At 70.2% G+C, this 19,592-nt stretch carries 17 protein-coding genes and 1 tRNA gene; 7 read left to right on the forward strand and 11 right to left on the reverse strand.

The annotated features are described in order from the left end of the window. Positions 1 to 110: 110 nt before the first annotated feature. Positions 111 to 4,127, reverse strand: a complete 4,017-nt coding sequence (locus ACFVRO_RS17995; RefSeq protein WP_386954882.1) for a hypothetical protein — start codon at positions 4,125 to 4,127, stop codon at positions 111 to 113. A gap of 101 nt (positions 4,128 to 4,228) precedes the next feature. Here ACFVRO_RS17995 and ACFVRO_RS18000 point away from each other — a divergent pair, with 101 nt between their 5' ends. From ACFVRO_RS18000 to ACFVRO_RS18010, 3 genes are read left to right on the forward strand one after another with little or no spacing between them, the layout of a single operon-like run. Then, positions 4,229 to 5,215 (forward strand): acetylxylan esterase, encoded by a 987-nt coding sequence (locus tag ACFVRO_RS18000; RefSeq protein WP_386954884.1) that lies wholly within the window; start codon positions 4,229 to 4,231, stop codon positions 5,213 to 5,215. A 44-nt stretch (positions 5,216 to 5,259) separates the two neighbouring features. After that, the gene (locus ACFVRO_RS18005; RefSeq protein WP_386954887.1) at positions 5,260 to 5,988 is read left to right on the forward strand and encodes a response regulator transcription factor; all 729 of its coding nucleotides are present in this window, start codon (positions 5,260 to 5,262) and stop codon (positions 5,986 to 5,988) included. Positions 5,989 to 6,014: 26 nt separating this feature from the next. Then, the gene (locus tag ACFVRO_RS18010) at positions 6,015 to 7,478 is read left to right on the forward strand and encodes a sensor histidine kinase (protein ID WP_386954890.1); all 1,464 of its coding nucleotides are present in this window, start codon (positions 6,015 to 6,017) and stop codon (positions 7,476 to 7,478) included. A 31-nt stretch (positions 7,479 to 7,509) separates the two neighbouring features. Here ACFVRO_RS18010 and ACFVRO_RS18015 read toward each other — a convergent pair whose 3' ends face one another. From ACFVRO_RS18015 to ACFVRO_RS18040, 6 genes are all read right to left on the reverse strand, one after another. Beyond that, a complete protein-coding gene (locus ACFVRO_RS18015) occupies positions 7,510 to 9,057 on the reverse strand; it encodes an FAD-dependent oxidoreductase (RefSeq protein WP_386954893.1) in 1,548 nt (515 codons plus the stop codon). Between the two features lie 28 nt (positions 9,058 to 9,085). Then, complete coding sequence (locus ACFVRO_RS18020; RefSeq protein WP_386954896.1) at positions 9,086 to 9,937, reverse strand: FAD:protein FMN transferase; 852 nt, start codon at positions 9,935 to 9,937, stop codon at positions 9,086 to 9,088. Positions 9,938 to 9,952: 15 nt separating this feature from the next. Beyond that, a complete protein-coding gene (locus ACFVRO_RS18025; RefSeq protein ID WP_386954899.1) occupies positions 9,953 to 10,423 on the reverse strand; it encodes an FMN-binding protein in 471 nt (156 codons plus the stop codon). A gap of 86 nt (positions 10,424 to 10,509) precedes the next feature. Further along, on the reverse strand, positions 10,510 to 11,544 hold the full coding sequence (locus ACFVRO_RS18030) for a ribose-phosphate diphosphokinase (protein ID WP_105672252.1): 1,035 nt from the start codon (positions 11,542 to 11,544) through the stop codon (positions 10,510 to 10,512). 6 nt (positions 11,545 to 11,550) lie between these two features. Beyond that, a complete protein-coding gene (gene glmU / locus ACFVRO_RS18035) occupies positions 11,551 to 12,981 on the reverse strand; it encodes a bifunctional UDP-N-acetylglucosamine diphosphorylase/glucosamine-1-phosphate N-acetyltransferase GlmU (protein WP_386954902.1) in 1,431 nt (476 codons plus the stop codon). 1 nt (position 12,982) lies between these two features. Next, positions 12,983 to 13,054, reverse strand: a tRNA-Gln gene (locus ACFVRO_RS18040). Between the two features lie 73 nt (positions 13,055 to 13,127). On the opposite strand from ACFVRO_RS18040, the gene ACFVRO_RS18045 reads away from it, so the two are divergent. Continuing rightward, positions 13,128 to 13,622: a MarR family winged helix-turn-helix transcriptional regulator gene (locus ACFVRO_RS18045; RefSeq protein WP_105672254.1), complete on the forward strand. Its 495-nt coding sequence runs from the start codon at positions 13,128 to 13,130 to the stop codon at positions 13,620 to 13,622. Between the two features lie 6 nt (positions 13,623 to 13,628). On the opposite strand, the gene ACFVRO_RS18050 is transcribed toward ACFVRO_RS18045, so the two are convergent. Then, positions 13,629 to 14,093 (reverse strand): RrF2 family transcriptional regulator, encoded by a 465-nt coding sequence (locus ACFVRO_RS18050; RefSeq protein ID WP_386954904.1) that lies wholly within the window; start codon positions 14,091 to 14,093, stop codon positions 13,629 to 13,631. 61 nt (positions 14,094 to 14,154) lie between these two features. Between ACFVRO_RS18050 and ACFVRO_RS18055 the strand changes: the two genes are divergently transcribed. Continuing rightward, positions 14,155 to 14,904 (forward strand): SDR family oxidoreductase, encoded by a 750-nt coding sequence (locus ACFVRO_RS18055; RefSeq protein WP_386954907.1) that lies wholly within the window; start codon positions 14,155 to 14,157, stop codon positions 14,902 to 14,904. 18 nt (positions 14,905 to 14,922) lie between these two features. Here ACFVRO_RS18055 and ACFVRO_RS18060 read toward each other — a convergent pair whose 3' ends face one another. Continuing rightward, the gene (locus tag ACFVRO_RS18060) at positions 14,923 to 15,864 is read right to left on the reverse strand and encodes an NADP-dependent oxidoreductase (protein WP_386954910.1); all 942 of its coding nucleotides are present in this window, start codon (positions 15,862 to 15,864) and stop codon (positions 14,923 to 14,925) included. A 107-nt stretch (positions 15,865 to 15,971) separates the two neighbouring features. Between ACFVRO_RS18060 and ACFVRO_RS18065 the strand changes: the two genes are divergently transcribed. Both ACFVRO_RS18065 and ACFVRO_RS18070 read left to right on the forward strand, forming a co-directional pair. Then, positions 15,972 to 16,910 (forward strand): GlxA family transcriptional regulator, encoded by a 939-nt coding sequence (locus tag ACFVRO_RS18065; RefSeq protein ID WP_386954913.1) that lies wholly within the window; start codon positions 15,972 to 15,974, stop codon positions 16,908 to 16,910. Positions 16,911 to 16,926: 16 nt separating this feature from the next. Next, the gene (locus ACFVRO_RS18070) at positions 16,927 to 17,847 is read left to right on the forward strand and encodes a pseudouridine synthase (protein ID WP_386955214.1); all 921 of its coding nucleotides are present in this window, start codon (positions 16,927 to 16,929) and stop codon (positions 17,845 to 17,847) included. Here the strand turns inward: ACFVRO_RS18070 and ACFVRO_RS18075 are convergent. Continuing rightward, the gene (locus ACFVRO_RS18075; RefSeq protein ID WP_386954916.1) at positions 17,834 to 18,493 is read right to left on the reverse strand and encodes a methionine ABC transporter permease; all 660 of its coding nucleotides are present in this window, start codon (positions 18,491 to 18,493) and stop codon (positions 17,834 to 17,836) included. The two genes, ACFVRO_RS18070 and ACFVRO_RS18075, sit on opposite strands and share 14 nt — an antisense overlap. Beyond that, positions 18,493 to 19,536, reverse strand: coding sequence for a methionine ABC transporter ATP-binding protein (locus ACFVRO_RS18080; RefSeq protein WP_105672261.1), 1,044 nt, complete (start codon positions 19,534 to 19,536; stop codon positions 18,493 to 18,495). Before ACFVRO_RS18080 ends, ACFVRO_RS18075 begins: the two co-directional genes overlap by 1 nt. Between the last annotated feature and the right edge of the window lie 56 nt (positions 19,537 to 19,592).

Genomic DNA, 19,592 nt, shown 5'->3' on the forward strand with positions numbered 1-19,592 from the left:
GGCGCCCCGCTCGACGTGGTCGGGGGTTCGGGGCGACGGGCCCTCCCGCCCCCCCCCCCCCGGCCCCGGGGCGGCGCGGGTTCCCCCCCCGGCCCACCCCCTTCTCGTCGTCAGTCGCCGATCCGGACGAACTGCGCCGCGCTCACGCGGTGGATGCTCGTGTTGCGCACCTCCAGCTTCACGACGCCGACCGCGCCTGCGCCGTAGCGGAACGTCCCGAGAGAGCGCCAGGCCGCTGCGCCGACGGTCTGGTCAACGATCACCTCCGTGCTGCCCGACTCGTGCTGGACGATGTAGGCCGCAGACGTCGTGGTCGTGGGGTTCGTCGGGTACCACACCGACACCCGGTAGAGCCCCGCCTGCGGCAGGTTCGCGTTCCAGGTGACCGTGCTGCCCACCGAGTCGGCGTCGCTGTAGCGGGTGCGCGTGCCGTTCCACCCGGAGAGCCCGCTCGGGTACCACCGCCCCGCCTCGAGATACCCGGGCCACGGGGACTGCGTGTGGGCGATCACGCCCTCGTCGGCGACCCGCACGAGCACCCCTCGCCGCAGCGTCTGATCCAGCCGCGCCTCGAACCTGATCGTCGATCCGGGCGCGACGGTCGGGCCCGCCGTGACCGTCCACGAGTGCGTGAGGTCGGACCGCGGCGGCACCGTCACGACGGCATCCCGCTGGGCGATGCTCCACGCCGTGGTTCCGTACAGCGACAGCGTCGCCTGCAGCGGGGTGACGCCCGTGTTGATGACGAGCGCGGTCAGGGTGGCGACGGCGCCGGGACCGCTCACGATCTCCTTGTCCGAGGTCAGCGACACGAGGCGGCGCCTGTCGATCACCTCGATGGGAGCCGGACGCAGAGCGATCGGCGCCCCGCCGGGCACCGACAGGGATGCCGTGATCTGCACCTCGCCGAGCGGAGCAGCCGCCGCGATGACCGCCGCCGCCTCCACGCGTGCGGTCCCGTGCGCCGGGACGGACACCGCCGGCACCGGGCCCTCGAGCTGCCACCCTGTCGGGAGGGTCGTCGTGACCGACCCACTGATCGCCGCGTTCGTGGCGTTGCGCACCTCGATCGTCAGCGGCACGCGATCCCCCGCCGTCCCCGTGGCCTGGGCGACGACGTCTCCCGCGACGCCGGAGTGCGCGCCGCTGATGCGCGAGGGCAGCCGCAGCGTGACCTCCGACGTGGTGACGCCGCCCGCCGTGACCGTGTAGCTGATGCTCTTGGTCGGGTCGTCCACCCCGATCGTCCATTCGTAGGGGTAGCCCTTGGCCGGCGCCTGCTGCACGGGCTGCGAGCCGATGCGATAGCTCAGCGTGGCCGCCTGCTCGGTGTCGATCTGGACGTAGGCGTCGTACCCCTCCCCGCCCGGCCTCACCAGCAGCAGCCCGCGGACGAGCCCGTACTCCCCCGAGGGATCGGAATCGACCTCGCTGAAGCTGTCGGAGCCGTGGTCGACGATGTCGTCGGAGGGCAGCGAGGGGCGCTCGACGGTCACGTTGCGCACGACGAGTGCGAGCAGGCCGTGCCCAGGGACCGTGACCGTGACCCTGCCGTTGTGCCCCGAGACGGATGAGCGGCTGCCGTCCGCCGAGACCAGTTCGACCACGGGTGCGGAGCCGCGAGGGATTCCGGTGAGGTCGCTGGACAGGTCGACCACGACCTGCTGCGCACCGGCGGCGGAGTTGGTGAGACTGAGGTAGAGCGCGTCGTTGCCGACGCCGCCGATCCAGTTGACCAGGGGGTTGTCGAGCGAGATGAGACCCGCGGGGAGGTACGGCCAGACTCCGGTCTCGCCGAAGAACGTCCCGGGGGCGTGACCGTACGCGAAGAACTTGAAGTACGCGAAGTCGGCCTCGAACACGTGCGGGAAGTCGATGCTGCCCGAGCTGCGGTAGAAGCTCTCGCTGATGAGGTAGTCCATCGCGAGCCCCAGCTGCGCGGGAGCGTGATGGAAGTAGTACCCGGTGATCCCGACGGGCCCGCTCGTGGCGAAGTCGGGCTTCATGTGGGCGACCTGGAACTGACGTCCGTAGTAGCCGGGGTAGGTCGTGAAGCGTCCGATCACCATGTTGTGCGCCACATCGGCGAGCAGTTCATCACCGGTGTGGTGCGCGAGCCGGAGCAGCGCCCCGGCCCAGCACGGGTTGAAGACGTAGCCGCCTCCCGGATCGGTCAGCGAGCTGACGCCCAGTTTGAACGACGACAGTGCCTCGAACGTGAGTCCTGACGGCGAGACGTACCACGCGGGCACGGTCTCGGTCGCGACGCTCGTCGTCGGATAGCTCGGGAGCGAGCTGCGCGTCTCCCAGTCGTACTGCTGAGTGATCACGTGCCCGTCGGGGACGGTGACGTTCTGATCGGGGACCGGACGCACGGCCGTCTGGGTGATGAACCGCTGGGCCTCGCGGTACGCGCCGTCGAGGAACTCCGTGTCGCCGGTGACCTCGAACAGCTCGAGCAGGTCGACCCAGTACTTCGAGAAGCTGTAGGCGAATCCGCCGGGCGGCTGGCCGTTGCTGCGGTACGGGGTGAGGATCTGCTCGCGCGTGTAACGCTTGCCGATCAGGCTCGCCTCCGCGAGGTATGCGGGGTCTCCGGTGATCCGGTACGTGGCCAGGGCGTTCGAGAAGGGCGCCCTGCTCTGCCCGACGACCCCGGCCTTCGTGGCCTGCACGGCGAGGCGCTGGATCGATGCGTTGCGCCCGTGGGTGAGCTGATAGAGGGACGCGAGGTTCACGGCATCCGTGGCGATCTTGCCCAGCCGGTACTGCGTCGTGTCGTTGTACACGGGGCTGCCGATCACCGGCGAGTGCCCGATGCCCTTGCGGGAGAGCTGGTACTCGATGAGCGGTCGCGCTCGCTGCTCGTACAGGGTGCTGTCCGCCGTGCCCGTGAGGTAGTGCGCCGCCAGCACGACGCCGCTCGCGGCGGTGCGGACGGCATCCTCGTTCTCGACGTCGACGAATCCCTTGGCCCGGCTCCACCAGCCGGAGAACGACGGGATGTAGTCGGTCGAGTCGTCGCCGTTCGGCTCGATGGCGATGAGCTCGGTCATCGAGTGCACGGCGTCGGTCAGGGAGCGGTCGTAGACGTTCCGCCGGTACGCGGTGAGCCCGTACTCGTCGCGGCACAGCCGGGTGTAGGTGCCGTACAGGGTGTCGGCGCGGGCGGCGATGCCGAAGGCGAACCCGCGCTGCTGTCCGACCGTCATCGCGGTGCGCAGCCCCGGTTGCGGGGAGTACATGCTCGGCACGACGTCGAGGCTGTCGTTGCGCAGGCTCATGCCGTAGGGCTGGCGATCCGACATGAGCTGACGCTCGTGCACGAACTCGGCGACCTCCGCTGGGAGGTACAGCCCCGAGGTGACCGCGACCCCGCCGACCTCGTACTGGGTCAGCGCCATCGGCGCGAAGAGCTCCCATGCGCCGAGGGGCGCCGAGCCGTCGAGGACGGAGAGCGCATGCTGGTACGAGCCGCAGAGCACCTCGTCGACGTCGTCCAGCGACCTCGTGTCCTGGCTCTGGTACCCGACGATGTAGTCGCCCGCCGTCTTCGCCGTCAGCACGTAGTGCGCCTCCGGGTTGTCGCCTTCGAGCCGCCAGCGCACGACCAGGTCGACGTCGTCCGTGCTCGTGCGGAGCTCGATCGCCTGCGATCCGAGCACCTGATACGACGTGAAGCCCAGCCAGCTCGTCGCCAGCGGTCCGTAGAGCTCTGGAGCACTGCCGGACGGCAGGGTGCCCGTCAGCACGACCCACTGCTCGTCGAAGCGGTGCGCCTGATCGGTGATGGGCAGCCAGGCGCCGTTCCGCTTGACCTCGAGGTCGCGGACGATCGTCTCCCCGCCGTCCCATGTGGCGTGGTGGAACGTCATCCGGTGGTTCTGCCCCACGAGCTGTGCGACCTGCGTCAGTGCCAGGTTGGGCTTCGTCAGCCGGCGCAGCGCGTCGGGAAAGGCCCCGCCGGTTCCGGTGACCGTGGCTCCCATCATCGAGGCCGAGGCCGATGACGGACTGCCCCCGAGGACCGGAGGCAGCACCCCGGCGATCACCAGCATCCGCAGAACCGCCCGACGACTCCAGAGCGTGGCGTCGTCGCCGGCCCCCGTGTTCGAAATTGAATCCATGATGCACATGATGCAATCTGTATGCGACAATGTCAACGGATGCCCACACGCCGATACGATGGCGCCGTCGGATCGCCCTCACCCCAGAGAGGACTCACCAGGTGCCCCAGGACACGCCGGAAGAGCTGACGGAGTACGCGCTGAGCGCTCTGCTCCTGCCGCCAGCCCCGCCGATCGAACCGGACGACTTCGACGAGTTCTGGACAGCGACCCACGAGGAGTTCGGCGTCGGCCCTGTGGAGTGGGCGACGACGCACGAGCTCGCCCCGACCGATACGCATCGCGTCTCAGCGCTGACGTTCGCCTCGTCCGCGGGCGAATCCGCAGCGGCCTACCTGATGCTGCCCCTCGACCCCTCGGCGATCCGCCGTGGTCTCGTCGTCGGTCACGGCTACGGAGGCCGCACCGCCCCGGATCCCGATCGCGTCCCGTCGGACACCGCCGCGATCTTCCCGTGCGCCCCCGGCACGCACCCCGGCACGCCCAGCCGCTTCCCCACCGTCCCCGATGAGCACGTGGTCGCCGGGATCGCGCACCGCGACACGTACTCGCACCGCTTCGCCGCCGCCGACATCTGGCGCGCCGCGACGATCCTGCTCGGCATCGCGCCGTCCGCCGCGCCCGCCCTCGACTTCAGCGGCAGCAGCTTCGGCGGCGGCATCGGTGCGATGGCCCTCCCCTGGGATCCGCGGTTCCGCCGCGCGGTCCTCGACGTCCCGAGCTTCGGTCATCACGCGATCCGCCTCACCCGGAGGTGCACGGGCAGCGGAGAGGCCGTCCGCCGACTGCTGCACGAGCATCCGGAGCACCGGCCCGTCATCGACTACTTCGATGCGGCCATCGCCGCACGGCGGCTGCACATCCCCACCCTCACGATCGCCGCGGTGCTCGATCCGGCCGTGGATCCGCGCGGGCAGTTCGCGGTGCACCACGCGATCCCGGTGTCCTCGCGCCTCGGCGTGAGGGCGAACGGACACCTGGATGGCCCCCTCGGCGCCGCGGCCGATCGCCGCGCCCTCCAGCAGGGCATCGACTTCCTCGCGCTCCCGGCGGATCGCCTCGCGCCGGAGCTCCCAGACAACACATAGCGCTCTCCATAGAAATCACATAGGAGATTCCGCAGAATGGATGCATGAGCACTGTGCATCCCGATCTGCGCCGCCCCGACGGCTCCCCCCTGCGCATCCTCGCCGTCGACGACGAGCAGATGCTGACCGACCTGCTCGCGATGGCGCTCCGCATGGAGGGCTGGGAGGTGCGCACCGCGTCCTCCGGTCTCGAAGTGCTGCAGGTCGCACGCGAGTTCGAGCCCGATGCGCTCGTGCTCGACATCATGATGCCCGACCTCGACGGCATGTCGGTGCTGCGGCGGCTGCGCGAGTCGGGGAGCCTCGTCCCCGTGCTCTTCCTGACCGCGAAGGATGCCGTCGGCGATCGCGTCGCCGGACTCACCGCCGGCGGCGACGACTACGTCACCAAGCCGTTCAGCCTGGAGGAGGTCATCGCCCGCCTCCGCGCGATCATCCGGCGCACCGGTCACGCCACGGCCGACGACGGGCAGTCGATCCTGCGCGTCGCCGACCTGACGCTCAACGAGGACAGCCACGAGGTGGTCCGCGACGGCACCGAGATCGAGCTCACCGCGACGGAGTTCGAGCTGCTGCGCTACCTCATGCGCAACGAGCGCCGCGTCCTGTCGAAGGCGCAGATCCTCGACCGCGTCTGGAGCTACGACTTCGGCGGCAAGTCCTCCGTCGTCGAGCTGTACATCTCCTACCTGCGCAAGAAGATCGATGCGGGCCGCACGCCGCTGCTGCACACCGTGCGCGGCGTCGGCTACATGATCAAGGCCCCTCAGTGAGCATCACGAGGATGCCGCGGCGCCCGATGAGCCTGCAGACGCGGCTGATGTCCGCCGTGATCGGGTTCGTGTCGCTCATCCTCGTGATCGTCGCGGTCATCACCAGCGCCATCCTGGGGCGGACGCTGGAGGATCAGCTCGATCAGAAGCTGTTCACCACCGCGAGCGAGGTCGCCGGACGCATCGATCAGCTCCCCGGGAGCTTCGCCACCACCGAACAGGCTCTCGCGGGAATGCCCGTGGATCCTGGGTCGCTGTTCGCCGTCGCGAGCCAGGCCGGCACCGGAGGTCTGGTGCTGAGCAATCAGAACAACGAGCTCACCGGGGGCGCCCGCAGCCTGACCAAGGCGCAGCTGGTGCAGATCAACGAGGCTCTGAACGGCGGTCGCACCGCGACCGTGTCGATCGAGGGCCTCGGGTCCTACCGCGTCGTCGTCGTCACTTCACCGCTGAACCAAGCCGTCGTCGTCGCGGGTCTTCCCCGCACCGGCATCCAGAACCAGATGGCCACCCTGTTCACGGTGATCGTGCTCGCGACGCTGGGCGGGCTGATCCTGCTCGCGCTCACCACGGCCATCACCATCCGCCTGAGCCTGCGCCCGCTGCGGGCGATGGCCGCGACCGCGACCCGCGTCGCGAATCAGCCGCTCGACCGCGGCGAGGTCGACATCACCGAGCGCATACCCGCGTCCGAGGCCGACCCCCGCACCGAGACGGGGCTGGTCGGCGCCTCCCTGAACAAGCTGCTCGACCACGTCAACACCTCCCTGGCCGCGCGCCAGAAGAACGAGGAGCGGATGCGGCGCTTCGTCGCCGACGCGAGCCACGAGCTGCGCACCCCCCTGGCGTCGATCCGCGGGTACTCGGAGCTCTCCCTGCGCGCGCTCGGCCAGCAGGAGGGGCCGGAGGTGATCGAGAGCACGACCACGTCTCTCGAACGCATCCAGGCGCAGTCGCTGCGGATGACTCGCCTCGTCGAGGACCTGCTGCTCCTCGCTCGCCTCGACGAGGGCAGGGAGCTCGTCTACGGCACGGTCGACCTCACGCAGCTGGGACTGGAGGGCGTGTCGGATGCGCGCCCCACCGCACCCGATCACCGCTGGAACATCGAGGTCCCCGACGAGCCCGTCGTGATCGTCGGAGATGCCGGCCGCATGCACCAGGTGGTCACGAATCTCCTCGCCAACGCGCGCACCCACACTCCCGCCGGCACCGAGATCACGCTCAGCGTGAGCCGTGAGGGCGAGGAGGCGGTGCTGCGGGTGCACGACGACGGCCCCGGCATCGACCCGGCCGTCCGCGAGGAGCTGTTCGCGCGGTTCGCCCGCGGGGACAGCTCGCGCGCCAGGCAGACCGGAGGCACCGGCCTCGGGCTCGCGATCGTCAAGGCGATCGTCGAGGGGCACCACGGGCACATCACGGTCGAGAGCGTTCCGGGGAGCACGACGTTCAGCGTCCGCCTCCCGATCGAGCCGGTCGTCGGCGCCTGAGCCCGGTGCGGGCATCGCGTCCTCGTGACGCTCAGTACCCGGCGAAGGCGTCGGTCGTGAGGCTGTGCGCCTTCTGCAGGGCCGGAGCGAGGTCGGCGATCAGCCGCGGAGGGCCGGAGATGAAGGCGTGCCGAGCCGCAATGTCGGGAACGTACCGATCGAGCTCCGCGGCGTCGAGGCGCACGCCCCGCGCCCAGGTCCAGTGCGCGGGGAGATCGGCCGGCTCCTCACGCGTGAACACGACGACCCGGGCGCCCGTCGCGGCCAGCTCGTCGCGGAACGCCAGCTCGGCAGGCTCCGACGCCACGTAGACCAGCACGACGTCTCGGGTCTCTCCCGCCAACTGCAGCTGGCGCAGCTGGGAGACGAACGGCGTCACGCCGATGCCGGCCGCCACCATGAGCACCGGCGCCTGCGAGCGCGGCAGCAGGAAGTCGCCCCAGGTGCCGGTGACCGCGAGAGTCGCACCGGGCTGAGCGGCCGCCAGCGCGCGCTTGTAGCTGGACGGATGCTTCTGGTCGCCGTCCTTGTAGGCGATGCGCAGCGTCGGCAGATCGCCCGGGGCCGACACGATGCTGAACTCGCGCCTCGTTCCGCGAGCGTCGGGACGGCGGTGCGGCACGTCAAGCTCGAGGTACTGCCCCGGGAGGAACCTCAGCCTGCTCCTGGTGCGGAACGTCAGCTCCTGCACGGTCGGGGTGATGAACTCCCGCTTCTCGAGGGTGAGCCGCACCGAGCCGCGCACGGCGAACGCGAACGCGAGCAGGTTTCCGATCAGCAGCGCGCGCTCCTGACCAAGGGTGATCCCGCCGATCAGGATCGGCCAGCCCGCGAGGACGCCGACGAGCGCGGCCACGGAGAACTGCTGCCACCGCCGCGGCGGCAGGGTCAGCGGCTCGGAGAGCATGAACGCGCCGAGGAACAGGTAGGGCGACTGCATCAGCGCGAACGACAGCGCCGTCGCGAGGTCGAAGGGAAGCCCTCCCTGCGACAGCTGGACGTACTGCCGCAGCAGCGCGACGACGATCGCGACGAGGAGGAAGACCAGCACGATCCGCACCTTCTCGGTGCGCCAGAGCACGATCAGCCCGAGCAGCGCGACGGGGACGAACAGCGCCGGCGTGCCGACCCACCACGACGAGAAGGTGCCGAGGCCGGTGATCGTGACCACCGCGGCACCGAACGCCGCCGGGTTGAGGATGTGACGGCCGCGCCAGGCGATCACGTACTTCGAGATGCTGGCGAGCGCCCCGGCCAGAGCCAGTCCGCCGAGAGAGGGGAGATCGGCGCCCGGCTGCAGCACGAACAGCAGGATGAGCGCCGTGACCAGAGACGACTCGATGCGCCACGGCAGCCGCAGCACCCGCTGCGCGGCGGCATCCACCGCCGAGATCACGACCGCCAGCACGGCGAAGGAGACCACCAGGGCGAGCGGCGTCGGCGAGACGAGCCCGAAGAAGGAGAGCACCTCGGCGAGTGCGGCCAGCGCGAGCAGCGAGAACAGCACGAGCCGGTACATCGACAGTGCCCCGAGGAGCGCGAGGACTCGCTGTCTGACAGTGGTGAAAGCGGTGATCACGGCTTCTACTCTTCCCTATTTCTCCGGGTCAGGGGCGGGCGACGAACAGCTCGGCCCTGCAGCTCGCCGAACGCTCGATGCGTCCGTCGGTCGTCATCCGCACCCACTCGACACCCCAGTCGTCGGCGAGCTCGGGTCCGCCGTCGAAGAAGAGCGCGGTGGCCACGGCATCCGCTCTCATCGCATCCGCGCCGATCGCCCAGGTCGCCGCCCAGGTCTGCACCGGGACGCCGGTGCGCGCGTCGAGGACGTGGTGGAGTCCGTCGCCCCAGGCCCGGCGGTTGATCGCGGACGCGCAGAGCGCCGCATCCTGCAGGGAGACGATGCCGACGGCCTTCGTGGGGTCGAACGGATGCTCGAGGCCGATACTCACCGCGCTCCCCCGCACCCTGAGGTCTCCGGCCGCGTCGACCACGAGGTCTCCCGGCACGTGGGCCAGGAGAGCGAACACGAGGTCGACGAGCCGTCCCTTGCCGAGCGCGCCGACATCGAGGAGCACGGGAGCCGTCGCCTCGGCGTCCCGGTCGCTCCACGAGACGAGAGACGTCCAGTCGGACGGAGCGGCGACGGGGTCTCCGGCGCGCAGCGAGTACGCCGCGTCGTAGCCGAGGGCTTCGAGACCGGCGCCGACCAGCGGGTCGACGGCCCCCGCGGTCGCCATGGAGAGCTCGCGATAGAGACTCAGCATCGGCCCCGCGTCAGGAGACGTCAGGCGTCCTCCGCGCGCGGCGAGCCGCGTGACATCGGAGTCGGACCGGAAGCGGGACCACTCCCGATCGAACCGCTCGATCTCCGCCGCGACCGCCGCGCGATCGTCGGACGAGAGCTCCCCCTCGATCTCCCAGCGGGTGCCGATCGCGTCGAAACGCCAGATCGTCATCGCCCCGTCAGGCGCCTAGGAGGCCGCCTGCTCCTTGATCGACTCGACCGCCTGGTTGAAGCCGCCGCTGGTGAGCGAGGAGCCCGCGACGCGGCTGACCTTCAGATCGGAGAGCGGGACGCCGACCGCCTCATCCGCGATGCCGCCGATGAACTTGCCCTGGTACTCCTCGGTCTCGCGCGCCTGCGGGTCGCCCGTGACCTCGACCTCCGTCACGACGCCGTCGGCGATGGTGAGCGACACCGAGATCTTCTCGACGGTCTCGGGGGTCTGGTAGGAGCCGTCGGCCGTGTAGGTGCCGTCCTTGTAGGTCGTCGAGCTGCTGTCGCTCGGCGCCGAGGAGGAGCCGGAGCCGGTTTCTCCCCCGGTGGAGGCGCTGTTGTCCGCGTCTGCAGCACCGGAGCAGCCGGCCAGGACGAGGAGTCCTGCGACGCCGACGAGAGCGGAGCCCTTGCGGACGGAGGTCGGTACGGTCGTGCGGATCATGATGGTCCTCCCGGCTGTGTGCTGGTCGACGATCTGTCGATGCATTCGACCGTATGCATTCGTCCTATGTGGCCGCTGTGCCTCTGCTACGCGTCTCCGCCGAACATGCTCGTCACGGAGCCGTCCTCGAAGACCTCGTGGATGGCGCGAGCGAGCAGCGGGGCGATCGGGAGGATCGTCAGCTTGTCCCAGCGACGCGACTCGGTGAGCGGGATCGTGTCGGTGATGACGACCTCGTCGATCGACGAGTCCTGCAGACGCTCGGATGCCGGGTCGCTGAAGATCGCGTGGGTCGCGGCCACGATGACGCGGTGCGCGCCGTTGGCCTTGAGCGCCTGCGCCGCCTTCACGATCGTGCCGCCGGTGTCGATCATGTCGTCGACCAGGAGGCAGGTGCGCCCCTCGACGGTGCCGACGATCTCGTGCACGGAGACCTGGTTGGCCACCTTCGGGTCGCGACGCTTGTGGATGATCGCGAGAGGAGCGCCGAGGCTGTCCGACCAGGTGTCCGCCACGCGGACGCGGCCCATGTCGGGCGAGACGACCGTGAGGATCTCGCGGTCCTCCTTCGACAGCGTGCGCTGGAAGTAGTCCAGCAACACCGGCTTGGCGAAGAGGTGGTCGACGGGGCCGTCGAAGAAGCCCTGGATCTGCGCGGCGTGCAGGTCGACGCTCATGACGCGGTCGGCGCCGGCCGTCTTGAGCAGGTCGGCGACGAGACGGGCGCTGATCGGCTCGCGGCCGCGGCCCTTCTTGTCCTGACGCGAGTAGGGGTAGTACGGGGCGACGACGGTGATGCGCTTGGCGGACGCGCGCTTGGCCGCGTCGATCATGATGAGCGTCTCCATGAGCCACTCGTTGACCGGCTCGCCGAACGTCTGCACGAGGAAGAGGTCGCAGCCGCGGATCGAGACCTCGAAGCGCGCGTAGATCTCACCCGACGCGAACGTGCGGTGCTCGACGGGAGCGATCTCCGTGCCGAGATCAGCGGCGACGGCCGCCGTCAGCTCGGGGTGGGAGCGTCCGCCGGCGATGACCAGCCGCTTCTTCGTCTTGGCGACGAGACCGGGGGCCACATCGTTGTCGCGGTCCAGTTCGACCGTCTTCTTCTTGCGCGCCATTGGTCCCTACTCCGCCACTCGAGCCCGGGCTGCGGCATCCGCAGCGTCCGTGCCTGCCCTGTTCTTCTCGACCCAGCCCTCGATGTTGCGCTGAGGCGCGACGCTCATGGCGAGCGATCCGGCGGGGACGTCCTTGCGGACGACGGCGCCGGCGCCCGTCTTGGCGCCTGCCCCCAGCCTAACGGGCGCGACGAGGGTCGTGTGCGACCCGGTGTGCACCTCGTCCTCGACGATCGTGCGGTGCTTGTTGACGTCGTCGTAGTTGGCGGTGATGGTGCTCGCGCCGAGGTTGACGCCCCGCCCGATCGTGGCGTCGCCGACGTACGAGAGGTGCGGAACCTTGCTGCCCTCGCCGATCTCGGCGTTCTTGGTCTCGACGTAGGCGCCGATCTTGCCCTGGGCGCCGAGGACGGTGCCTGGGCGGAGGAAGGAGAAGGGGCCGACCGTGGCCTCCGCTCCGATCACGGCGAGGGTGGCGTCGGTGCGGCGGACGATCGCGTCCTCCCCCACCTCGCAGTCGACGAGAGTCGTGTCGGGGCCGATCACCGCGCCAGCGGAGATGGCGGTGGCCCGCAGGATCTGCGTGTGCGGGAGGATCGTCACATCGGGTGCGAGGGTCGCGTCGTCGTCGATCCACGTCGTCGCCGGATCGATGATCGTGACGCCCTCCAGCTGCCAGCGGCGCACGATGCGCTCGTTGAGGAGCCGACCCACCAGGGCGAGCTGAGCGCGATCATTGACCCCGAAGGTCACGGTGACGTCGGAGACGACGGATGCCGCGACCCGGTCGCCGTCGCGGCGGAGGAGCCCGGGGACGTCGGTGAGGTACATCTCGCCCTGGGCGTTGTCCACCCCGATCTCGGGGAGGTAGCGGCGCAGCGTCTCCGCGCGGAAGACGTACATGCCGGCGTTGATCTCGCGGACGGCGGCCTCGTCGGCGCTGGCGTCCTTCTGCTCGACGACGCGGTCCACGCCGCCGTCGGCGTCGCGGATGACGCGCCCGTAGCCCGTCGGGTCGTCGACGACGGCGGTCATCAGCGTCGCCGGGGCGCCCGCCGCGCGATGCTCGTCGAGGAAGGAGGAGAGGGTGTCGGCATCGGCGAGCGGGCAGTCGCCGGAGAGCACGAGGACGTCGCCGTCGAAGTCGGCCGGGAGGGCGTCGATCGCGACCTGCACGGCGCGGCCGGTGCCCGGCACGTCATCCTGGTCGACGAAGATCGCGTCGGGGTAGTCGGCGGAGAGCGCCGCGACCACCTGGTCGCGCTCGTGGCGCACGACGACCTCGATGTGGTCGGCGCTCAGCCGTGCGGCGGTGGTGAGTACATGCCCCACCAGCGGACGCCCGCCGATCGGGTGCAGCACCTTCGGCAGGCGCGACTTCATGCGCGTGCCCTGGCCTGCGGCGAGGATGATGATGGCGAGATTGTTCCCAGTCATGCTCCGCCGCCAGGACTCGAACCTAGACCTCACAGCTCCAAAGGCTGTCGTGCTGCCATTACACCACGGCGGACCGCGGCATCCGAGTGGGGGCCGCCCGTCAAGTCTGCCATGCTCGCCCCTGTGCGTACGGCGATAATGGACGGATGAGCGAGGCGGATGAGGTCGACCGGATCGTCGGAGCGTGGAACACCCAGCGCCCCGACCTCGACTTCTCACCCCTCGAGGTCCTGTCCCGCATGGACAGGCTGACCCGGCTGCTCGACCGCGCCCGCCGCGACGTGTTCCGGCGCAGCGATCTGGAGCCGTGGGAGTGGGACGTGCTGTCCGCTCTCCGCCGTGCGGGGGCGCCGTTCCAGCTCTCCCCCAAACAGCTGCTCCAGCAGACGCTGGTGTCGAGCGGCACCATGACGAACCGCATCGACCGGCTCGTCGGACGCCGCTTCGTGCGCAGGGAGGCCGACCCCGGCGACGGCCGCAGCGTGCTGGTGATCCTGACCGACGACGGACGGATCAGGGTGGATGCCGCGATCACCCGTCTCGTCGATGTCGAGGCCGACCTGCTGCAGGGGCTGTCCCGCGGCGACCGCGATCGTCTGGCGGGACTGCTCCGCAAGCTCAGCCTGAGCTTCGACGCCTGAGAGCCGTCAGCCGAGGAGCCGGCGGTTCTTCTCGATGACCGACGCGGGCAGTCCGTCGACGATCCCGGCGAGGGTCACGTTCGCCAGCGACGCCCGCCAGGCCTCGTGCGCCGCACGCATGGCGGCCGCCAGTGCGCAGGGGTTCCGGCAGTCCTCCGGGCGGGCGGCGCCGCGTCCCTGCTGACGCAGCTCTCGGCACACGTAGGGGTCCGCCGCGCCGTCGACCGCGGTGACGAGGTCGAGGATGCTGATGCGCTCCGGCTCCCGCGCCAAGCGGAAGCCGCCGCGCGGCCCCGTGCTCCCGGTGAGGATCCCTGCGCGCACGAGCTTGGCGAGCTGCTTGGAGAGGTAGGGACCGGCGACGCCGAAGTGCTCGGACAGCTGCGCCGCGGACACGGTCGAGCCCGGCGGGAGCTGTGCGATCACCGTGGCGGTGTGCAGCACCCATTCCGACGTCTCGGGAAGCTTCACTTGCTCATCCTACGCGACACCCATATTGTGGACATGCAATATCCATAATTAAGGAGCGGACATGCGCATCGCAGTGGCAGGCGGAACGGGACGGATCGGACGACTGGTGGTCGACGAGCTCGAGAAGGAGGGACACGACGCGGTGTCGCTGACCCGCGGAGAAGGCGTCGACCTGCGCAGCGGGGACGGGCTCGCCGCACGCCTCGAGGGCGTCGACGCGGTGATCGACGCCACGAATCCCCCGGTCGCGGACCCCGCCGAGGCGGAGGACACGTTCACGACGATCTCGCGCGTCCTCCTCGAGGCGGAGCGGTCCGCCGGAATCGGGCACCACGTGGCGCTCTCGATCGCCGCACTCGACGCGGTTCGAGGCAACGCCCACTACTTCGGCAAACGCGCCCAGGAACGCGAGGTGGCGGCGGGCGCCGTGCCCTTCACGATCGTGAGGGCGACCCAGTTCCACGACTTCCCGTCGATGATCGCCGAGTGGTCGGTCATCGACGGCGAGGGCGTCGTCCCACCGCTGCTGCTGCAGCCGATCGCCCCCGCCGACGTCGCCTCGGCCCTCGTCGCCGCTGCGATCTCGGCGCCGCTCCAGGGGTCGTTCGACCTCGCGGGCCCCCGAACGGAGGATGCGGTGGACATGGCGCGCCGCACGCTCGCCGCGCGGGGGAACGCCCTGCCGCTGCGTGCGTCCTGGCGCGGCGCCGCACTGGGGATCGAGTTCGCCGGCGAGGTGCTGCTCCCCGGCGAGGACGCCCGGATCGCGCCGACCACGTTCGACGACTGGCTCGCCGCCGGGGCGCGCTGACGCGCCCCGGCGCACGACTCACACGCGGGGATCGACGACCACGACCACCTTGCCGGTGACACGGCCGGACTCGACGCGCTCCTGCGCGGCGGCGAGCTCGTCGAGGCCGAACTCGGAGTCGAGGTGCACGGTCACCGCCTCGGACTCGGCGAGGGCGGCGATCTCGGCAAGCTGCCCGCCGTTCGCGGAGACGAGGATGCGCTCGACCGGTCCGGCGCCCCACGCCGCGAGCTCGGCCCTGCGCTCGTCCGTCAGCCCCGTGATCGTGACGACGGAGGTCCCGGCCGCGACTGCCCCGCGCGGGGGCAGGGTGTCGTCGACCGTGATGATCACGGCATCCACCGGCGCGATCGCCGCGAGTGCGGCCTCGTCGTGGTAGTCGACGGTCTCGCTCACGCCCCAGGAGCGCAGCAGCTGGTGCTTGGCCGGGCTCGCGGTGGCGACGACCTCCGCGCCCCTCGCGGCGGCGAGCTGGATCGCCAGATGGCCGACGCCGCCCGCGCCGCCGAGCACGAGAACCCGCTGCCCCGAACGGACGCCCGCGGTGTCGAGCGCCTGCCATGCGGTCAGGGCGGCGAGCGGGGCCGCCCCCGCCTGCGCAGTACTCCACGTGCTCGGCGACGCGGCGAGATCCCCGGCGGCGACGACGGCGTACTCGGCGAGGGTGTGCGCGGCGGCGGGGAACGCGGCGAGCGCGAACACCCGGTCGTCCTCCGTCCACTCGTCGACGCCGGGCCCGACGGCGGAGACCACCCCCGCGACGTCCCACCCCGGGAGGTCCGTGTAGATGATGGGACCGAAGTCGACGGCGGCGGCGCGGATCTTCACGTCCACGGGGTTGAGGCCGGCGGCGCCGACCTTGACGAGCACTTCTCCGGGGCCGGGAGACGGGATCTCGGTGTCGATGACGGAGACGACCTCAGCCGCCGCCCCTGCACCGGAGTACTTCGCTGAACGCACTGGTCTGCCTTTCTCTCATGCGGCCGATCCGACCGCTCCATCCAGCCTGGTCTGTCGATCATCACCCCGACAGTGGCCGGACGGACAATATGTGTCACGATATAGCCATGCACCGCATCGTCGTCGTCGCCCTCCCCGGAGTCTTCCCGTACGAGCTGGGGATCCCCGCCCGCTTCTTCCGCGCTGCTCACCGTGACGGCGAGCCGCTGTACTCCGTCACCACCTGCACCCTCGACGGACTCCCCGTGCCCACGAACGCCGACTTCACGGTGACCCCGGCCTCCGACCGGAGCGCGCTCGACACCGCGGACACGATCATCGTGCCCCCGTGGAGCGCCGCAGAGACCTCCGACGACCCGATCGGACTGGCCGAATTCGGAGACCGGCGGATCGTCAGCTACTGCACCGGCGCGTTCACGGTCGCGGCATCCGGACTCCTCGACGGCAAGGAGGCGACCACCCACTGGTGCTCGTCGGACGAGTTCGTTCGGCGGTTCCCTCTGGTGCGCATGCGCGAGGACGAGCTCTTCGTCGACACCGGCCGCGTGCTGACCGCCGCCGGGGCGTCTGCCGCGGTCGACGCCACCATGCACCTGATCGCGAACGACTTCGGCGCGGCGGTCGCGGCGACGGTCTCCCAGGTCACGCTCGCGGCACCGCACCGCGGCGGCGGTCAACGGCAGTTCGTCGCCAGGCCGGCGGTGGCGTCCTCCCCGACGGTCGGCTCGGCGAGCGACATCCAGACCTGGCTGATCTCCCGCATCGACGAGCCGCTGTCGCTCACGGACGTCGCCGATCGCTTCGGGATGAGCGTGCGCACCCTGACCCGCCGCTTCCGCGCCGAGACGGGGCGGACGGTGGGCGACTGGTTCGCCGACGCCAGGGTCGACCGCGCCCGCGAGCTGCTGGAGACGACCGACCTCCTCGTCGACGACGTGGCCTCGCGTTCGGGCTTCGCCACCGGGGCGGCGCTGCGCAAGCACTTCCGCGACCGGATCGGACTGGCACCGCAGCAGTACCGCTCCCGGTTCACGCAGGCCGCGTAGGCTTGACCGAATGGGCATGCCCTCCCCCCTCCCCATGCGCGACGGCGTCGGCGCGACCCGTCTGCACGTGCCGATGAGCGGCGCCTGGCCGACGATCTCCGCCTACATGGTCGAGCGGTTCTTCCACATGGATCCGGAGCGGCTGCTCGTGCGCTTCGACCGCGGTGAGATCGTCGCCCGCGACGGCAGCGCACTGGCCAGGGACACCCCGCTCGGCGCCGAGGAGTTCGTCTGGTACTACCGCGATCCGCCGCCCGAAAAGGACATCCCCTTCGAGATCGTCCTGCTGCATCAGGATCCCGACCTCGTCGTCGTCGACAAGCCGCACTTCCTGCCGACGACACCCGGAGGCAGGTTCCTGCAGAACTCGGCGCTGGTCCGCCTGCGGAACCTCCTCGGCATCCCGGAGCTCACCCCCATCCACCGCCTCGACCGCGCCACCGCTGGCCTGCTGATGTTCTCGGCACGCCCCGAGACGCGGGGCGCCTACCAGCTGCTGTTCGAGAACCGTCAGGTGCAGAAGGTGTACGAAGCGGTGTCGGCGCGACCGGCGGATTGGGATGCCGCGATGCTCCCCCTGGTCTACCGCAACCACATCGTGAAGCACCGCGGCGAGGTGCGCGTGCGGGTGGATGCCGAGCGCGAGCCGAACGCGGAGACCCTGATCGAGCTGATCGCCGCCGATGAGCACGTCGTGCACACGCTGCTGCGCCCGCACAGCGGCAAGATGCACCAGCTGCGCGTGCATCTCGCCGCCCTCGGTCTCGGCATCCTCAACGACGGTTTCTATCCCGTGCTGCAGCCGGAGAAGCCCGACGACTTCGAGGCCCCCCTCCAGCTGCTGGCGCGGGAGCTGCGCTTCGTCGATCCGCTGAGCGGCGCCGAGCGCGAGTTCGCGACCGGTCTCGCTCTGAAGGACGCCCCTAGCGCCGCATGACCTTGCGCGCCAGCCGGCTTCCGAGCACCTGCACGAGGTGCACGAACACGACGATGAGGATGATCGCGGCCCACATCACGACCGGCTCGAACTGCCGGAAGCCGTAGATCTGCGCGAACGCGCCGAGGCCGCCGCCGCCGATCAGACCTGCCATCGCGGTCATGTCGATCAGCGCCACGACGATGAACGTGTACCCGAGGATCAGCGGCCCGAGCGACTCGGGGATCGCCACGGTGAACAGGATGCGCAGAGGTCCTGCGCCCATCGACCTCGCCGCCTCGATCACGCCGGGCGAGACCGACACGAGATGCTGCTCGACGATGCGCCCGATGGCGAAAGAGGCGGCGAGGCCAATGATGAAGGCGCCGGCGGTGGTGCCGATGCCCACCCCGACCACGACGCGTGCGAGGGGCTGCGCGACCGCCATGAAGATCACGAACGGGATCGGGCGGAAGAAGTTCACGACGAGGTTGATGAGGAACGAGACGACGCGGTTCTCGACGAGACCGCCGGGGCGCGTGACGTAGAGGATCACGCCGATCAGGAGGCCGAGGATCCCGGAGATCACGAGCGCGACGGAGGTCATGTACAGCGTCTCGAGCGCGGACTTCCAGAACTCCGGCCACAGTTCCATCAGACGTTCCATCAGCGGACCTCCTCTCCGGCGATCTCGGTGACATCGACGCGCGTGCCGATCTCGGCGAGCGCCCGGTCGATCGCAGCGCCGTCGCCGCGGATCGCGAGCGTGAGATGCCCGAAGGCGCGTCCGCGGATGTCGTTGATGCCGCCGAAGATCAGTTCGAAGTCGAGTCCGGCGCCGGCGAGATCGAGGAACACCTGCGCCTGGGAGGAGTCGCCGTCGCGGAACGAGAAGGTCACGATGCGACCCCGGTGCCGCTCGCGCAGCACCGCCAGCTCTGACGGCGAGGGGATGCCCTTGACCACCGTGCCGACGAAGCGCTGGGATGCCGGGTTCTGAGGCGAGGAGAACACGTCGAACACGTCTCCCTGCTCGATGACGCGGCCGTTCTCCATGACGGCGACCTTCGTCGCGATGGTCTGGATGACATCCATCTCGTGCGTGATCACGACGATCGTGACGCCCTGCTCCCGATTGACCCTGGAGAGGAGCTCGAGCACCTCGTGCGTGGTCTGCGGATCGAGGGCGCTGGTGGCCTCGTCGGCCAGCAGGATCGCGGGGCCGGTGGCGAGGGCGCGGGCGATGCCGACGCGCTGCTTCTGCCCGCCGGAGAGCTGCTCGGGGAACGCCTTCGCCTTGTCGGCGAGACCGACGAAGCTGAGCAGCTCCGTCACACGCGCGTCGATGTCGTCCTTCGACCAGCCGGCGAGCTTGAGCGGATAGGCGATGTTAGCCCTGACCGTCTTCGCGGCGAAGAGGTTGAACTGCTGGAAGATCATCCCGATGCCGCCGCGAATCTTGCGCAGCTCCCGTTCGCCGAGCGCCGTGATATCGACGCCGTCCACGGTGATCGTGCCGCCGGTCGCGGGCTCGAGGGCGTTGATGAGTCGGACCAGGGTGGACTTGCCCGCCCCGGAGTAGCCGATGATGCCGAAGACGTCGCCCTTCTCGATCGAGAGGGTCACGTCGTCGACGGCGACGACGTCGCCCGCCCCGGCGGACCGCGAGGGGTACGCCTTGGAGACGTTCGTGAGGGTGACGATCGGCATGTGCTGCTCCGTGTGGTGCGTGGCGACGAAGAATCGGGTGGCGCTGAGCGCCACCC

Source organism: Microbacterium sp. NPDC057944 (assembly GCF_042887445.1).
In the GTDB taxonomy this organism is placed as follows: domain Bacteria; phylum Actinomycetota; class Actinomycetes; order Actinomycetales; family Microbacteriaceae; genus Microbacterium; species Microbacterium natoriense.

What these genes read in the sequence shown, in the direction of transcription:
- ACFVRO_RS17995 (WP_386954882.1), bottom strand. Translation starts at nt 4,127, where the DNA reads ATGGATTCAATTTCGAACACGGGGGCCGGCGACGACGCCACGCTCTGG.
- ACFVRO_RS18005 (WP_386954887.1), top strand. Translation starts at nt 5,260, where the DNA reads ATGAGCACTGTGCATCCCGATCTGCGCCGCCCCGACGGCTCCCCCCTG.
- ACFVRO_RS18010 (WP_386954890.1), top strand. Translation starts at nt 6,015, where the DNA reads ATGAGCCTGCAGACGCGGCTGATGTCCGCCGTGATCGGGTTCGTGTCG.
- ACFVRO_RS18020 (WP_386954896.1), bottom strand. Translation starts at nt 9,937, where the DNA reads ATGACGATCTGGCGTTTCGACGCGATCGGCACCCGCTGGGAGATCGAG.
- ACFVRO_RS18025 (WP_386954899.1), bottom strand. Translation starts at nt 10,423, where the DNA reads ATGATCCGCACGACCGTACCGACCTCCGTCCGCAAGGGCTCCGCTCTC.
- ACFVRO_RS18030 (WP_105672252.1), bottom strand. Translation starts at nt 11,544, where the DNA reads ATGGCGCGCAAGAAGAAGACGGTCGAACTGGACCGCGACAACGATGTG.
- glmU (WP_386954902.1), bottom strand. Translation starts at nt 12,981, where the DNA reads ATGACTGGGAACAATCTCGCCATCATCATCCTCGCCGCAGGCCAGGGC.
- ACFVRO_RS18045 (WP_105672254.1), top strand. Translation starts at nt 13,128, where the DNA reads ATGAGCGAGGCGGATGAGGTCGACCGGATCGTCGGAGCGTGGAACACC.
- ACFVRO_RS18055 (WP_386954907.1), top strand. Translation starts at nt 14,155, where the DNA reads ATGCGCATCGCAGTGGCAGGCGGAACGGGACGGATCGGACGACTGGTG.
- ACFVRO_RS18065 (WP_386954913.1), top strand. Translation starts at nt 15,972, where the DNA reads ATGCACCGCATCGTCGTCGTCGCCCTCCCCGGAGTCTTCCCGTACGAG.
- ACFVRO_RS18070 (WP_386955214.1), top strand. Translation starts at nt 16,927, where the DNA reads ATGCCCTCCCCCCTCCCCATGCGCGACGGCGTCGGCGCGACCCGTCTG.
- ACFVRO_RS18075 (WP_386954916.1), bottom strand. Translation starts at nt 18,493, where the DNA reads ATGGAACGTCTGATGGAACTGTGGCCGGAGTTCTGGAAGTCCGCGCTC.
- ACFVRO_RS18080 (WP_105672261.1), bottom strand. Translation starts at nt 19,536, where the DNA reads ATGCCGATCGTCACCCTCACGAACGTCTCCAAGGCGTACCCCTCGCGG.